At 44.8% G+C, this 17,463-nt stretch carries 10 protein-coding genes; 5 read left to right on the top strand and 5 right to left on the bottom strand.

Features of this window, described 5'->3' with window-relative positions; genetic code table 11:
- Positions 1-88: 88 nt before the first annotated feature.
- Positions 89-1,765, bottom strand: a complete 1,677-nt coding sequence (locus VQ048_RS06725) for a formate--tetrahydrofolate ligase (protein ID WP_327610922.1) — start codon at positions 1,763-1,765, stop codon at positions 89-91.
- A gap of 350 nt (positions 1,766-2,115) precedes the next feature.
- The gene (gene holA / locus VQ048_RS06730; protein WP_327610923.1) at positions 2,116-3,153 is read right to left on the bottom strand and encodes a DNA polymerase III subunit delta; all 1,038 of its coding nucleotides are present in this window, start codon (positions 3,151-3,153) and stop codon (positions 2,116-2,118) included.
- Between the two features lies 1 nt (position 3,154).
- On the opposite strand from holA, the gene VQ048_RS06735 reads away from it, so the two are divergent.
- The 4 genes from VQ048_RS06735 to uvrA all read left to right on the top strand — a co-directional run bounded on the left by VQ048_RS06735 (position 3,155) and on the right by uvrA (position 8,440).
- Positions 3,155-3,589, top strand: a complete 435-nt coding sequence (locus VQ048_RS06735; protein WP_327610924.1) for a type I restriction enzyme HsdR N-terminal domain-containing protein — start codon at positions 3,155-3,157, stop codon at positions 3,587-3,589.
- 66 nt (positions 3,590-3,655) lie between these two features.
- Complete coding sequence (locus VQ048_RS06740) at positions 3,656-4,951, top strand: Na+/H+ antiporter NhaC family protein (protein WP_327610925.1); 1,296 nt, start codon at positions 3,656-3,658, stop codon at positions 4,949-4,951.
- On the top strand, positions 4,944-5,555 hold the full coding sequence (locus VQ048_RS06745; protein WP_327610926.1) for an HAD family hydrolase: 612 nt from the start codon (positions 4,944-4,946) through the stop codon (positions 5,553-5,555). The genes VQ048_RS06740 and VQ048_RS06745 overlap by 8 nt, the downstream gene beginning before the upstream one ends.
- Positions 5,556-5,641: 86 nt before the next feature.
- Positions 5,642-8,440: an excinuclease ABC subunit UvrA gene (gene uvrA, locus VQ048_RS06750; protein WP_327610927.1), complete on the top strand. Its 2,799-nt coding sequence runs from the start codon at positions 5,642-5,644 to the stop codon at positions 8,438-8,440.
- 113 nt (positions 8,441-8,553) lie between these two features.
- Here the strand turns inward: uvrA and VQ048_RS06755 are convergent, their stop codons facing one another.
- Positions 8,554-9,105: a phage tail-like protein gene (locus VQ048_RS06755; protein WP_327610928.1), complete on the bottom strand. Its 552-nt coding sequence runs from the start codon at positions 9,103-9,105 to the stop codon at positions 8,554-8,556.
- Positions 9,106-9,126: 21 nt separating this feature from the next.
- Positions 9,127-12,063: a phage tail-like protein gene (locus tag VQ048_RS06760; protein WP_327610929.1), complete on the bottom strand. Its 2,937-nt coding sequence runs from the start codon at positions 12,061-12,063 to the stop codon at positions 9,127-9,129.
- Between the two features lie 142 nt (positions 12,064-12,205).
- Between VQ048_RS06760 and polA the strand changes: the two genes are divergently transcribed.
- On the top strand, positions 12,206-15,037 hold the full coding sequence (gene polA, locus VQ048_RS06765) for a DNA polymerase I (RefSeq protein ID WP_327610930.1): 2,832 nt from the start codon (positions 12,206-12,208) through the stop codon (positions 15,035-15,037).
- A 62-nt stretch (positions 15,038-15,099) separates the two neighbouring features.
- Here polA and VQ048_RS06770 read toward each other — a convergent pair whose 3' ends face one another.
- Positions 15,100-17,307, bottom strand: coding sequence for a sodium-translocating pyrophosphatase (locus VQ048_RS06770; protein WP_327610931.1), 2,208 nt, complete (start codon positions 17,305-17,307; stop codon positions 15,100-15,102).
- Positions 17,308-17,463 lie beyond the last annotated feature (156 nt).

Below are 17,463 nucleotides of genomic sequence, written 5' to 3' on the forward strand. Positions count from 1 at the left end.
CATGCCAAACCGCACCCCCTCTCCTCTAAAAACAAAACAATAAACTGATTATCAAAGAAATAAAAATTAAATAAACGTTTAAATAAAATCAACTCAACCCCGTAATGTGCCCCTCCGAATCAATATCCATCCCTTCGGCAGCAGGCACGCTCGGTAAGCCCGGCATACGCATCATGTCCCCCAAAATCGGAATTACAAAACCAGCTCCCGCCGCGAATTCAAACTCACGAACCGTAACAACAAACCCCTCTGGACGCCCAATTTTTTTCTCGTCGTCAGACAAAGATTTTTGCGTCTTAGCCATACAGACCGGCAGTTCCCCCATCCCCAAATTGTAAATCGTCTTTAATTGAGTCTTGGCTTTTTGAGAATAATTAACCCCCTGCGCCCCATAAATTTCGCGGGCAATGGTTTCAATTTTTTGTTCGATGGTTTCGGCCAGATCATACAAAGGACGGAAATCGTTACCATCCTGTTCGGCACTACGAACCACCTCTGCCGCCAAAGCCTTCATGCCTTCGCCTCCCTGAGTGAATTCGTCCGCCAAAATGGCCTTCACCCCCAATTTCGCACATTCTTTCTCCACCAATGCAATTTCTTCCTCGGAATCGGTGGCAAAATGATTAAGCGCAACAATCGGTTTAAGCCCGAGTTTAAAAGCATTTTCAATATGCTTCTCAAGATTTGCCATGCCTTTTTCCACCGCAAGAAGATTCGGTGTTTCGTACGCTCCCTTTTGAGCCCCGCCATGATAACGCAAAGCCCTTACCGTAGCCACAATAACATACGCATCGGGTTTAAGCCCCGCATAATGGCATTTGATATGAAGAAATTTTTCAGCCCCCAAATCCGCACCAAATCCAGCTTCCGTAACAACATAGTCCCCTAACGAAAGGCCCATTTTCGTCGCTATAATCGTATTGGTCCCCTGAGCAATGTTCGCAAAAGGCCCTCCGTGAAGAATGGCAGGATTCCCCTCCAGCGTCTGAACCAAATTCGGCTTGACGGCATCCTTGAGAAGAATAGCCATCGCCCCATGCGCTTTAAGATCTCTCGCATAAACAGGACGTTTATCGAAGGTATACCCTACAAAAATATTCCCCAAACGAGTCTTTAAATCTTCAAAATTCTTCGACAAACAAAGAATCGCCATCACCTCCGAAGCCGGCGTAATATTAAAGCCTTCTTCCCGAGTTACCCCATTACCCGCACCACCAAGGCCAATGACAATCTGCCTGAGCGAACGGTCGTTCATATCCATTACCCTTTTCCAAACAATGGTTTTAGGATCGATATTCAGCGAATGTTTTTTATTTTGAAGGTTATTGTCAATCAACGCAGAAAGAAGATTGTTGGCTTTTTCCACCGCAGAAAAATCCCCAGTGAAATGCAAATTAATATCCACCATCGGTATCACCTGAGCATACCCGCCACCGGCCGCACCGCCTTTAATACCAAACACCGGCCCCAAGCTAGGCTCCCTTAAAACCACCACCGCTTTTTTGCCTATTTTGTTCAGACCATCGCCCAAGCCGACAGACACCGTCGTTTTACCCTCACCCGCCGGCGTAGGATTAATAGCCGAAACCAAAACCAATTTGGCTTTTTTTACTTTTTCCTCGTCAATGTACTCCAAAGGAATCTTGGCTTTGTACTTGCCGTAATTTTCCAAATCATCGGACGCAATACCCAACTTCTCGGCAATCTCACGAATCGGACGGAGATCCGCCTGCTGAGCAATTTCTAAGTCTGTAGGAAATCCCATTAGTCGTTTAATATTATGGTTAATCCCTCAAAAATACCCTTTTCGACAGAGTTTTAAAAGTCAAACCGTTTGAGATTTATCAGTTTCCCATAAAAAAACCTCCCGATACCAATCGGAAGGTCATTAATACTTCTTAACCACCATGCTATTTCAGCTTCTTCGCTTTTCGCTCTTCGTATTTTTTTACGATATAGCCAATGATAAACGGAGCCGCCCATGTCAAGATTCTTCTTAGTAATACCGGATTCATAATGTCATTATTTTAATTCCCGACAAAAGCATCAATTAGTACGCCAAACCCTAAGCCCAAAAAGATTTTGAAACATTGATTCAAAATTTTGTAACCCCAACTAAAGCGACACCTTAACCTTATCCACATTGAGAATTTTATAAGTCAACTCGGTCAGCAGTTCGCCCTCGTCAGCATTCGATGCCCCCAGCCCTTTGCTTTTAAGATCGAACTCCCTGAGAATGGAAATCACCCGCGTGGCATATTTTAAAGGGTAATTACGGGCCGCTTCCGCATAGTTTTTAATAAAAAAAGGAGGCACGCCCAGTTCGGAGGCAATGGCCTGTTGGCTCTCGCCCTTCAAAGTATGATAAATAATGATTTTGGAAAAGAAACCGTAAATCGTCCCCACAATCATCGCAAAAGAATTGCTCTTAGGATTACGGCCAATATAATGAGCAATGCGCATGGCCTTAGCTGCATCCCTGCTCCCCAAAGCATTATTAAGTTCGAACACGTTAAAATCCTTACTAATCCCAATATGCTGCTCCACGATTTTACTATCCAAAAGCTCCCCTTCTTTCAGAATGATTTTAAGTTTATTGAGTTCATTGGCAATCCTGGACAAGTCCCCCCCTAAATAATCCGCCAACAAGTGGGGAATATTCGGCGCCGTCTGAATCCCAAATTTCTTACACTCTTCGGAAATCCACTGCGGCAAATGATACTCCTTCACCGGCTCACTATAAAACAGCATCCCCGCCTTCTGTAAAAGCTTTGCAAATTTCTTACGCGCATCCAGTTTCTTATGCTTATAAGCCATCACCAAAACCGTCGTGGGAATAGGATTAGAGAAATACTGCTCCAGCATTTGCCCTTCTTCCTCACCCATACGCAAATCCTGCGCTTCCTTAACCACAATCAAATTCCGCTCTCCAAACATCGGGTATTGCTTGGCCGAAGCCACCACTTCCGCCACCGTGGTATCCTTCCCGTAAACCACCGTCTGGCCAAAAGCTCTTTCGTCCTCCGCCAACAAATCGTTCTCAAACGATTTAACCGCCACATCAATGTAATAAGGCTCCTCCCCATGGAAAAAATACACCGGGAGAAGTGTTTTATTTTTAATACTTTTGAGGATTGAATCCAATTCTTTCATAATGCAACTTCCGAAGCTAAACTTTACGGCAACTTTTGATTTTAAACTCAGAAAAGACAAAGATAATTTTTTTATTTATGATTTACCACGAAAATCGTGGCTCCTGCTCACCCCAGAAGAATGGGTGCGCCAACATTGGATTCATCATTTTTTAACCGTAAAAAACTATGCCCCCTCTGCCCTAATCACCGAAAAAAAACTGGAACTCAACGGGCTAACCAAACGTCTCGACCTTTTGGTCACCCAAAAAGCCAAGCCCGAGATCCTCGTGGAATGCAAAGCCCCCCACATTAAACTCACGGAAAAGACATTCGAACAAATTGCAAGATACAATACCGTCGTCGGAGCCTCGAAAATCATTCTCAGCAATGGCCTCCAACACATCGGAGCCGATTATGACGGTCAGCAGTACATTTTCACCCCCCAAAACGTCTAAGCCCTTACCTTTTAGTGGTTTTTGCCTAACTTTGCCGCTCGAAAACGAAAACCAATTTTACCCTTTATGAAAACCCTGCGCCCTTCCTTTCTGAGTATCATTCCACTAATCGTCTTTATTGCTGTTTTTTTGGGATCAGGACTGATTAACAAAGACTTCTACGCCCTTCCTTCGCCTATTGCAGCCCTACTGGGCATCGTAACGGCCTTTTTGATTTTCAAAGGCTCCTTCAAACAAAAAACGGAAACCTTTCTGAAAGGCATCGGAGATGATAAAATCCTCACCATGTGTGTCATTTATTTGCTGGCAGGAGCCTTTGCCACGGTAACCAAAGCCTCCGGAAGCGTGGACACCATTGTCAACATCGGTATAACCTACGTTTCGCCTCAATACTTTGCGGCCGGCGTGCTGGTCATGGCTTCTTTTCTTTCCTTTGCTAGCGGAACCTCCGTAGGTTCTATCGTAACACTAGCACCAATCGTCATTGAACTAGCCGAGAAAAGCGGAGCCCCCTTGGGCTTTGTTGGAGCCGCCCTTCTCTGCGGTGCCATGTTCGGGGACAACCTCTCCGTTATTTCGGATACCACCATCGCCGCCACCCAAAGCCTAGGCTGCCACATGAAAGACAAACTGAAAGCCAATTTAAAATTGGCTCTCCCCGCGGCTTTCGCAGCTTTTGTAGCTTTTATCCTATTCGGAAGCGGAATCTCTCCAACCCAAAACCTTCAGGAATCCCAAGCCAGCCACTGGCTGTTAATGATGCCCTATATTTTGGTCATCTGCTTTTCCCTTATGGGAATGAATGTTTTTATCACCCTATTTTCCGGCCTTGTTTTTGCCGGTGGCTTAGGGCTTTTTTACGATAAATTCGGATGGATGGAATTTGCGGGACTCACCTACAAAGGGTTTACCGAAATGACCGAAATTTTTCTGCTTTCTCTTCTTACCGGAGGATTGGCCGCATTGGTGGAAAAAGCTGGCGGCATCACTTTTTTGCTACGCACCACGGAGCGTTTCATCCAAGGGCCTAAATCAGCCTTGGCAGGCATCGGAGCCTTGGTCGGAATCACCAATTTGGCCGTAGCCAACAATACCATTGCAATCCTTATTTCTGGTAAAATCGCCAAAGAAATCAACGACAAATACCATCTCCCCTCCAAAGTTTCGGCTTCCCAGTTGGATATTTTTGCCTGTTACGTTCAGGGACTCATTCCTTATGGAGCTCAAATCCTGATTCTAATTTCGTTAAGCAATTTTAAAATCGGCTATTTGGAGCTACTTACCAACGCCTATTATTTGCATTTCTTAATTATAATCACCCTGATTTCCACCCTAACCTTCAAAATTAAAACACATGATTAAAAACATTATCTTCGATTTTGGCGGCGTTCTGATGGACTGGAATCCCCGATACTTCTACAAAGGCTACTTCAACGACGACGAAAAGATGGAATTCTTTCTTAAAAACATCGCCACCGACGAGTGGAATGCCGAACAGGACCGCGGACGCTCTCTGCAGGAAGGCACGGAAATTCAAGTTCGCAAATTTCCTCAATGGGAAAAAGAACTCAGAGCGTATTATTCCCATTGGACCACCATGCTCCGTTCCGACATCCCCGAAAACGTAGCCGTTCTAAAAGCCTTGGCTCTAACCGACTACCAATTATTCGGGTTAACCAACTGGTCCGCCGAAACCTTCCCCTACGCCTTGGAAAACTATGATTTCTTTCAACTTTTTGAGGGAAAAATCGTCGTATCGGGAACCGAAAAACGAATCAAACCCGATCCTGAAATTTGGCACATCCTCTTAGAACGCTATCAGATTCGCGCCGAAGAATCCGTCTTTATCGACGATAACGCCAGAAACATCGAAACCGCAAACCGCTTAGGCTTTCAAACCCTTCATTTATCCCCACAAACCGACTTAAAACAAAAACTCCAGCAAATGGGAGTTCAAATCCCTTAAACACCATGGTGCAAAAGAAAATAAGAGTAAAGCAATCTCTCCAAAAATTTTAAAATTCTGTACCTTTGCCAGGCTTAATAAAACCTATGCCGACAAAGGAAAACATCGAAATACGAAAGGAAATTTTCGTCAAAAATGCGCATCTTAACAATCTGAAGCACATCGACGTGGTCATCCCCAAAAACAAGTTGGTGGTAATCACGGGCGTATCGGGTTCGGGAAAATCCTCCCTGGCCTTCGACACCATCTACGCTGAAGGACAACGCCGCTATGTGGAAAGCCTAAGCGCCTACGCCCGCCAATTCCTCGGAAAACTGGAAAAACCAAAGATAGACGACATCAAAGGGTTGGCGCCTTCCATCGCCATCCAACAGAAAGTCATCTCCAACAACCCCCGCTCCACCGTGGGGACCTCGACGGAAATTTACGACTACCTGAAACTCCTTTTTGCCCGAATCGGCCGAACTTTCTCGCCCATATCCGGAGAAGAAGTTAAAAAAGATTCCGTTTCAGATGTCATCGATTACCTTCAAAAACAAGAGACTTCGACCACGTTTCTGCTGCGCGCTCCCCTAACTTTTGAAGTTGAAGACTTCAAAACCCTTCTCAACAGATTGAAAGTCTCCGGATTTACTCGCCTAGAAATCAACGGAAACATCGCCGGCATAGAAGATTTAGAAAGTTTCGGTTTTGTTCCCGAAAAAAATATGGAGGTGCATTTAGTACTGGATCGTTTCACCTACCAAGCCGACGAAAGCTTCCTTCAAAGATTAGCAGACTCCATCCAGATGGCCTTCTACGAAGGCCTCGGCCACTGCTCGCTAAAAGAAACCGAAAGCGGAAAAATCAAATCCTTCTCCAATAAATTTGAATTAGACGGTCAAACTTTTTTAGAGCCAAACGTTCATTTTTTCAGTTTTAACACCCCCTACGGAGCGTGCCCCGTATGCGAAGGCTACGGCAAAGTCGTAGGCATTGATGAAGATTTGGTGATTCCCAACAAGAGATTATCGGTCTTCGAGGATGCCGTTGCCTGTTGGAAAGGCGAAACCATGGGTGAATGGAAAAAAGAATTCATCCTGAAAGCGAACGATTTCCCCATTCACAAACCCTATTTCCAACTGACCAAAGAGCAGCGAAACTACCTTTGGAAAGGAGACGGAACCGACCATTTCCCGTCGCTAAACCGTTTCTTTAAAATGATTGAGGAAAACCTCTATAAAATACAATACCGCGTCATGCTTTCACGCTACCGCGGAAAAACCCTCTGCCACGAATGTGAAGGACTGAGACTTCGGAAGGAAACCCAGTGGGTCAAAGTGGATGGCCACACCCTTCAGAGCCTCATCGAACTTCCTCTTGATGAACTTTTCCCAATCGTAAAAAACTTAAAACTCACCGCGTACGAAAACCAAGTAGCCAAACGGCTGCTTTACGAAATCACTACCCGTTTGGCTTTTTTAATAAAAGTCGGCTTAGGTTACCTTACGCTCAACCGTACCTCCAACACCCTTTCTGGCGGAGAATCCCAAAGAATCAACTTGGCCACCAGTTTGGGAAGTTCTTTGGTCGGCTCCATCTATATTTTGGACGAACCTTCCATCGGCCTGCACTCCCGTGATACCGAAAACCTTATCGAAGTCTTAAAACAGCTAAGAGATTTGGGAAATACCGTCATCGTCGTAGAACATGACGAGGACGTTATGCGGGCGGCCGACCACATCATCGACATTGGCCCCGAGGCCGGATTTTTAGGCGGCTCTTTGGTTTTTTCAGGCGATTTCAAGGCCCTGGAAAAAGCCGATTCGCTAACTTCGCAATACCTAAAGGGCACCTTAGAAATAAAAGTCCCCGAACGAAGAAGAACTCCCAAAGCCTTTATCGAAATAAAAGGTGCAAGGGAAAACAACCTGAAAAACATCGACATCAATATCCCTTTGGAGTGCCTCACCGTGATTTCCGGGGTTTCCGGCTCAGGAAAATCGACTCTAATGAAGCGCATCCTCGCCAACGACTTGCAAATTCAATTAGGCGGCAGTGGAAAAAAAGGCGATTACGACAGCGTAACTTTCCCGAGTCGCCTCATCAAAAACCTAGAGCTGATCGACCAAAACCCGATCGGAAAATCTTCCCGATCCAATCCCGTTACCTACCTCAAAGCCTTTGACGACATCAGAGAGTTATTTGCCAAGCAGAAGCTTTCCAAAATGATGGGCTACAAAACCAAACATTTTTCCTTCAATGTGGACGGAGGACGATGCGACGAATGCAAAGGTGAGGGCGTCATCAATGTCTCCATGCAATTTATGGCCGATATTGAACTGGAATGCGAAAGCTGTAAAGGTACCCGATTCAAAAGCGAAATTTTGGAAGTCAAGTTCGACGACAAAACCATTTCGGACATCCTCCACCTCACCGTAGACGAAGCCATTGCCTTTTTTGAAGACAACCGCGAAGAAAAAATCGTCACCAAGCTAAAGCCCCTTCAAGAGGTCGGCCTGGGATACCTCCAACTGGGACAAAGCTCTTCCACCCTCTCCGGCGGTGAAGCCCAAAGAGTGAAATTAGCCTCTTTCCTCGTAAAGGGACAGACCACCGAAAAGACCCTTTTTGTTTTTGACGAGCCCTCTACCGGTCTGCATTTCCACGACGTCAACAAATTGCTAAAATCGCTTCAAGCCCTCATTGATCTCGGGCATTCGGTCATCGTAATCGAACACCATCCCGACATCATCAAATCGGCAGATTGGGTTATCGACATCGGCCCCAACGCAGGGAAGTACGGCGGCGAAGTCGTCTTCAGCGGAACTCCCGAAGACTTAACTCAATCGAAAGATTCTTTTACCGCCAAATTCATTGCCGAAAAACTGGAAAACCGCCGTTAAAAACGGTCTCCTCTTTCCAAAACGGCTCATTTATTCGGCTATTAAACCTAAAAAAAGCGAACCTCCTAGGAGGTTCGCTTTTTCTCATTAATCACTCTTCGTCTCTTTCAGGCTTAATTCTTCCAAAACGTCCAAACCGTCCCGTTAAAAACCGCCAGCTGATTGGTTAAGGTATCATATGCCATCATTCCCGCTGCCGGATTGGCAATTTTCAAATGCGGAGACTCCATTTTAGGCAAAATCATCGCCTTATTGCTATCCGATAAAACCAATACCCCGAGAGGCTGGTTCTGAACGTTTTTACCTATAATCACAGAAGCCGTAGGCACTTCACGCTTGGAAAGTTGAATACTGCGATCCACCTTTCCCGTAGTGTCCACCGTAACCCCACCAAATTGGTGAGTCGTGTTAAAGGTCAAGTCCTTCCATTCGCCATTTGGCTTGGCATACTTTACGATTCCGTCAGAAGCATCCATGATAATCGTGCCAGGGACAGCCGCATCCCCCTGTGGACGTGTCGCCACATAAGGCAGAATAAGACCTCGGGCCTCTGTCCCAAATTCCAAAGAAACCGAAGCATTGGTGATCGTGTTTTTACCCACCGCTATCTGACCAAAAGCCAAAGCGGATAAACTTATAAAAAGTAGTGAAAGATTTTTTCTCATTTTAGTAGCGTATTATTAAGATTACTCCGGACAAGTCTGTGTGGAAAAACAACTCCAAACGGTACCATTGTAAATTTTTAAACAATTATTCGTCGTATCATACACCATCATTCCCGAAACAAAATCCGTTGCAGGAATCCCTTGAGGAAGACCGTCTGCACCAAAAGCTACCCGGTTAACGACCATGCCTTTTTTATTAGACTCCAAAGCCAACCAACCGCCTTTTCTTACCATCGGCCAATTATCAAACGAACCCGTATCTTCAATTCTGTTTAGTGCGGTAATCCCCACTTTGGAAGGAAGAGCATCTCCATCCGCAATCTGCAAAGGCGTCTTATAACATACTTTGACCAAGTTAATAACCACTTCCGATGTCGATTCTTGACCGCCACATAACCCCGATACCGAATATTTAAAACGATAAGTACCCGAAGCTGCCGAAGCCACACGCCACTGGCTGCCCACCAAAAGACTACTCGGTGGCGTCGTTGTTTCCGTCCATTTTCCAAAGCCGTCATACTCCCCTTGAAGATAATCGAAAAGGTTGATTGTTGTCCCCATGGCTTCATCATAAGTAAGATTAACAATTTGCCCTGTTCCCGCACTTGCCGCCGTAAGCGCATTCTCCGTAAGTTTTACTGGAATCACACTATTGATACAACTGGTTGGCGAATTAGTCTTCAAGCGTACATTATAACCCCCCGCCTTATCGGCTGTATATTCTCCAAGGTTTAATACATTCGTAGTGGACAACACCTCTGTACTTCCCTCTTTGGTCCATTCGTAGCTCAGATAATCCAAACCGTCTACGGCAAGACTCAGATTGTTGGTATCGCACACAGGCACCATACGAATACCCGGACGGCCTAGTTTAGCAATATCTAACTTTCTTGTTTGGAAGTTACCACACTTATCATACACACGGAAGAAATAAGTTCCTCCTTCAAGACCTTCAAATATAGGGTTGGTACCGTTATTTTTAGTTATGGCTGCATCATTAGCCTCTGAAGATACTATAGCGTAAGTTAAAGGAGCGGTACCACCACTTGCAGATAAAGCTACATCATAAGTCCCATTAGCACATTCAAATGCATAGGCGTTAGAAAAAGTAAGCGCAATATTAGTTATTTCAAACTCTTTAAGAACTACCGTTGGGCAATAAACTCTTTTTAGTTGGTTGTTTATGATTGTTTCGCTTGATTCACTATATGGATCACGAATAATCCTATAGCGACCAATAGGCTGGTTATACCATTCTCGAAAAGACTTGTTGTAGTAAAATGCAGGAGATACTTCGCCTGGAGTATCTAACTGAGTAGGAGATGTTCCCCAAGCATTTTGTTCAGGAAAATAACGTTGATAGTAAAAATTATCATTAAATTTAAAATTTCCAACAGTACACCCATATTCCACAGAAGGAGAAGTACCAAATGGAGTTTGTTTAATTGTCGTTATTGTTTTTGTTACTACGGTGTCATCACACATGTTACCAAAAGAAAAAGTGTACTCTCCTAAAGGGAGATTCTCTAACAAGAATGTACGTTTTTTACCATTTTCGATTACAAAACGATCTTCAGGTAAAATATAAGGTAGCGGTCCATATTGATCTATAAAAGCTTGAGGAGCAACAGTTATTTTAGTATCACGAAACCCCCATGCATTACCGCCTTTAATATTGTTATAATATACCTGTTGATTTTCATCTGTTTGGCATGACCTATCACTTCTTATACTATACACTGTATTTTCAGAAAAACTTCCTTTACCTCTGACCCTAATTGTAGTATCAAAGGATACTCCACACTCATTTATGTAACGAACGTTATACGTTCCCGTAGGCAAATTTGTGTAGGAATGGCTCTGTTTCATTTGCCCATGAAATTCATTATAACTAACTGGGTCAAATCCAGAAGGGGGATTTAAAAACTCTACTCTAAAATTAAATTGTGTAGCTCGGTAAGTAGAATAGATAGGAATATCTGGATAAATTTTATATACCGATGTTCCACAATTTTCATTATCAAAACTCTCAACACCTACATAGGTTTGATTGTAATTAAAATTATTGGTTTGTGTAATAGTTCTTCCACAAGCGTCAGTAGTAGTAACAGTAATAGGTAAAATATTTACCCCTTCAAAAATTGGTATATATGCCATGGGTGGTTGAGCAGTGCTATAATCACGCACCGTACCTTCTACTGTATCCACCGTACCTGTTGTAGGATTGGTATAACTTATTTTAACTTGGAGAGGGTAATTTGCATATACAAAACTGCCGTTTTTAGTAGGATAGTACATATGTAGAGCAACCCTTGAACATCCATCACCTATCCCATAATATTCAAGGTTATCAAAGCTACTAACACTTGAAGAAATTTGAACACTTTCTACTACCCCTGTCCCACAGTTATCTATTACTCGATAACGGTTTGTTCCACTCGGAAGATTTGTGAAGCTGTAAAGTGTTAAACTTTGTTGCACCTCTGAAATCACATTGTTATTAGCATCTATAAGCTGATAACGGTAAGGAGCTCTACCTCCTTTAACATTTACATGAAACGAACCATCGTTACCACAATTCTCACCTATAATAGAAAAAGCGGTAACGGTCATTGTTGGTGGCTTTTGGTCAGCAATGGTAAAATCGTTACTTGTCGCTTGGTTGCTAGATGTACCCAAAGTTTGTGTAGCCACTACTTTATAAGTACCTGTAGGAAGCCCAGTAAAAGTTAACAAAGTGGTCGTTTCAACCGCCTTACTTAAATCGGAGGTATTATAAATACTATAAACTATACTAGAGTTAGCCGTAGCTCCACTCGTTGTCCAAGAAAGTGTACCGTTATTAGGACAAGTCTCCGCCGTTCCTGTAAGATTAACCGTAAAAGCCGGAAGAATGGTCTGTGTAAGAAAAAATAAAGGCAATAATACCCCAATCAGGTTTAGTAATTTTTTCATCATAAGTTGTGTGTAATAACAGGCAAAGCTAAACATTTTTATTAGATAAAAAGTTTTTTTTTAAAAAAAACCTTATTTTATTTTCAAATTGGTTGTCGGTTTTTTCTCTTTCAAGCATCTTTCGGGTTTTTCCTATCTTTGCCCCATGGCAGCACAAAACGATAAAAGACTCTACCTCATCGATGCTTATGCGATGATTTTCCGTGGGTATTATGCTCTAATCCGAAACCCCAGAATCACCAGCAGCGGTTTGGATACCTCCGCTGTATTCGGCTTTACCAACTCCCTTATCGAACTGATAAGAAAAGAAAAACCCACCCATTTGGCCGTCGTATTCGACGTAGGAAGGGAAAATGTGCGCACCGCCGATTTTAGCGACTACAAAGCCAACCGAAGCGAAACCCCCGAAGCCATAAAAATAGCCGTCCCGTACATCCACCGCATTTTGGAAGCCATGGGCATCCCCAGCTTGGGCGTGGAGGGCTACGAAGCCGACGATGTCATCGCCACCATCGCCTGCCAAGCCGAACAAAAAGGCTACAACGTCTTTATGGTTACCCCCGATAAAGATTTCGGCCAATTGGTCACCGACCGCATCAAAATATACAAGCCCGGTCTGAAAGGCGGTGATGCGGAAATCCTCGGCGTTGAGGAAATCAAAGCTAAATACGACATCGACAACCCCAAACAAGTCATCGACTTTTTGGCCATGATGGGAGATGCCGTAGACAATATCCCCGGACTGGAAGGCGTAGGCGAAAAAACCGCCATGAAATTCCTAAAAGAATTCGGCAGCCTCGAAAATCTCCTAGCCAACACCCATCAACTGAAAGGCAAACTGAAAGAAAAAGTGGAAGCCTCCGCAGAAAGAGGACGCCTCTCCAAAAAACTCGCCACCATCATTTGCGATGCTCCCATTGCCTTCGAACAAGAACAATACGACCTACTCCCCCCCGACTTCGACAAAGTGAGAAGTATTTTTGACGAAATCGAATTCCGGAGGCTTTACGAAAACCTCTACCGAGCTTTTGCCCCGACTTCCGCCGAAAAAACCGAAAACACACCTTCGGCAGTTTCGGCAAGCAAAAAAAACAGCAGTGAACAAGGCGTCATGCAACTGGATCTTTTTGCCAATTTTGAAGAATTAGATCAAGCCACGTCCACCAAAGCCACCCTTGCGGAAAGCGACCACCTTTACCAGTGCATCGACCAACCCAAAGCGCAAAGGTTACTGGTGGAAAACCTTTTAGCCCAAAAAGCCGTCTGCTTCGACACCGAAACCACTTCCCTCAACGAAATGGAGGCCGAATTGGTAGGCCTAAGCTTTTGCTACAAAAAAGGACTGGCCTACTACATCCCCCTAAGTGCCGACCGACAACAAGCCTTAGAAACCCTGGAAATATTCAAACCCTTCTTCGAGAAAGAAAATCTGCTAAAAATTGCCCACAACCTAAAGTTCGATTACAAAGTGCTTAAACAATACGGCATCACCGTAAAAGGCTCTTTATTCGATACGATGATTGCCCACTATCTTCTCAACCCGGACGGAAAACACGGCATGGATTATCTCGCTGAAATCCACCTCAATTACAAACCCGTTTCCATCGAAAGCCTTATCGGAAAAAAAGGCAAAAAGCAAGGCAGTTTTCGGGACGTTCCCCTAAGCGAACAAACCGACTATGCCGCAGAAGATGCCGATATCACTTTCCAATTGTACGAACGGTTCGCTCCACAACTGAAAAAAGAGAATTTGGAAGACCTCTTCTACCGTGTGGAAATGCCTTTAATGGAAGTCCTTGCCAAAATGGAACTCTGCGGAATTGCTCTGGATAAAGACTGGCTAGCCCAAGAAAGCAAAGACCTTGAAAACGATTTAAAACAACTGGAAGACCAGATTTTCGCTCTTTCGGGAGAGGCTTTTAATCTGAATTCCCCAAAGCAACTGGGCGAAATTTTATTTGAAAAAATGGAACTGGATCCCAAAGCCAAAAAAACCAAAACAGGACAGTATGCCACCTCGGAAGAAGTCCTGCAAAAATTGGCTCCAAAACACGAAATCATCCCTTTGATTTTGGAATACCGCACCTATCAAAAACTAAAATCCACCTACGTCGATGCGCTTCCCTCCCAAATCGAAGCCACCGACAATCGCGTGCATACCACGTTTTCGCAAACCACAGCAGCAACGGGACGTTTGGCCTCCGTAAACCCTAACCTTCAAAACATCCCTATCCGCACCCTCCGCGGACAGCAAATACGAGGTGCCTTTAAAGCCACGGAAGGCCACCGCATCATCTCGGCCGATTATTCCCAAATTGAACTCCGCCTCATTGCCGAGATTTCCGAGGAAACCAACATGATTCAAGCCTTCCAAAAAGGAGAAGACATCCACGCCTCCACGGCCGCAAAACTCTTTAATGTCGCCCTAGAAAACGTCTCAAAAATCCAACGCTCACAAGCCAAAACCGTAAATTTCGGGATCATCTACGGGCAAGGAGCCTTCACTTTGGCCGAACAAACCGGACTTTCCAGAGCCGAAGCCAAACAAATGATTGACGCCTATTTCGAGACCTATCCCAAACTGAAAGAATGGATGGCCGAACAAATAAAAAAAGCCAGAGAACAAGGCTACGTCGAAACCCTTTTAGGACGAAAGCGCCACCTGAAAGACATTAACTCCAACAACTTCGTCGTAAGAAGCCACGCCGAAAGAAATGCCGTAAACGCCCCCATACAAGGAAGCGCCGCCGATATTATCAAAATCGCCATGATTAAAATCGACAAAGCCCTACAAAACGAAAAACTAAAAGCCAAGATGCTGCTCCAAGTCCACGACGAACTGGTCTTTGAAGTCCCCGAAGCCGAGGTTGAGCAAGTTTCGGCACTCATTTCCACCAATATGCAAAACGCCGTGGAAACCAAAGTACCTCTCTTGGTGGAACTGGGCGTAGGAGCCAATTGGCTGGAAGCCCACTAAAAGCATTAAAAAAGTCCGCCATTAGCGGACTTTTTTTAACGCAAATATTCTCAAAAAGAAATTTATTCGCCAATATAAACACCGTCCTGAGAAACGGGATTAGCCTGAATCTGCTCAAGTCTTTGAAGCTTCTCCATTCGGCTGTCCTCGATTTTAGTTTTGTGCAAAACCGCCAAACTAGGCGCAATCACCAACGAAACAATACTCATCAACTTAATAAGAATATTCATCGAAGGCCCCGAAGTATCCTTGAACGGATCCCCTACCGTATCCCCCGTTACGGAAGCTTTATGCAAATCCGAACCTTTATAGTAAATCTCACCATTCACCTCAACGCCTTTTTCAAAAGACTTTTTCGCGTTATCCCAGGCCCCTCCGGCATTGTTCTGAAAAATACCCATCAACACGCCGCTTACCGTAGCTCCAGCTAAAAATCCACCCAAAACTTCCGGCCCCCAAATAAAACCAATCACCAACGGTGTAACAATCGCCAATGCTCCCGGAAGCATCATTTTCTTAATAGAAGCATCCGTGGAAATCGCCACACATTTCTCGTATTCGGGTTGCGCCTTCCCTTCCAATATTCCCGGAATTTCCCGAAACTGACGTCTCACCTCTTCCACCATAGCCATAGCCGCCTTACCCACTGCCGTAATCGCCAATGACGAAAAAATAAAAGGAATCATCGCCCCGATAAACAAACCAGCCAGCACATCCGCCTTATAAATATCAATCCCGTCAATTCCCGCAATACCCACAAATGCCGCAAAAAGAGCCAAAGCCGTCAACGCCGCCGAAGCAATAGCAAACCCCTTCCCAGTAGCCGCCGTCGTATTGCCCACCGCATCCAAAATATCGGTTCTTTCGCGCACCTCTTTGGGAAGCTCACTCATCTCCGCAATACCACCCGCATTGTCCGCAATAGGACCAAAAGCATCAATAGCCAACTGCATGGCCGTAGTCGCCATCATACCCGCCGCCGCAATCGCCACGCCGTACAATCCCGCACAAAGATAAGATCCCCAAATACCTGCCGCCAAAACCAATATCGGAAGCATCGTAGACTCCATCCCCACGGAAAGCCCCCCAATAATATTGGTGGCATGCCCCGTACTGGACTGCTTCACAATACTCTTAACAGGACGTTTGCCCATTGCCGTATAATATTCGGTAATAAGACTCATAAGCGTCCCCACTACAAGCCCAACCACAACCGCTCCGAAAACACCGCCACGAGTGAACAATACACCACGAAGCTCCATCGTTTCAGGAAGCAAGAACATCGTAAGGAAATAAGTCGTTACAGCCGTAAGGACAATACTGCCCCAGTTACCGTAATTCAAAGCATTCTGAACCTTAACCGTATCGTTACCCGAAGATTCCCCGATGCGGACAAAAAAAGTGCCCACAATGGAAAAAACAATCCCCAAGCCCGCAATAAGCATCGGAAGAAGAATTGGAGCAAAACCTCCAAACGCATCATGAGACACCGTCTCCCGCCCCAAAACCATCGTTGCCAATACCGTCGCAACATAAGAACCGAATAAATCCGCTCCCATTCCTGCCACATCCCCCACATTATCCCCTACATTATCGGCAATGGTTGCCGGATTACGAGGATCATCCTCAGGGATGCCTGCTTCCACTTTACCAACCAAATCCGCACCCACGTCCGCAGCTTTGGTGTAAATTCCCCCTCCTACTCTGGCAAACAAAGCAATGGATTCTGCCCCCAAAGAAAACCCCGTCAAGATTTCAATCGCCCGTTCCATTTCATGCGACCCCGCCGGCGACCCCGGAGCAAAAATCTGCTTAATAATAAGGTACAACGACCCTAATCCCAACACGGCAAGTCCTGCGACACCCATCCCCATAACCGATCCGCCCGTGAACGAAACTTTCAACGCCCTCGATAAAGACGTTTTCGCCGCTTGAGCCGTTCGGACATTGGCTTTGGTAGCAATCTTCATACCGATATAGCCGGCCACCGCACTAAAAACAGCCCCCACCACAAACGCAATTCCGATTGACCAGTGGGATTTCTCGTTGGTAAGCCCCATAAGCCCCAACAAAAGAGCCACCACTACCACAAAATAAGCAAGAATCTTATACTCCGCATGCAAAAAAGCCATCGCCCCGTCGGCAATATGACCGCTAATGGTTTTCATCTTGTCGCTTCCCGCATCCTGACGGCTGATCCAACGACTCTGCATGAAAGTATAAGCCAAAGCTATGCCCCCGAAAATAGGCACCAAAATAAATAAGTCCATAGATTAAAACTTTTATTAATTACCTGTTAAATTTACTAAAAAAAACAGCTCCCACTCCAAGAATGACGAATCTCAGCCCTCTCGAAAAAACACTCATAAAACCTAAAAAGCAGGCTCTTACATCAGAACCTGCTTTTTCCATAAGCGTTTATTACT

The sequence above is a fragment of the Bergeyella anatis genome (assembly GCF_036016955.1).
In the GTDB taxonomy this organism is placed as follows: domain Bacteria; phylum Bacteroidota; class Bacteroidia; order Flavobacteriales; family Weeksellaceae; genus JAYWXI01.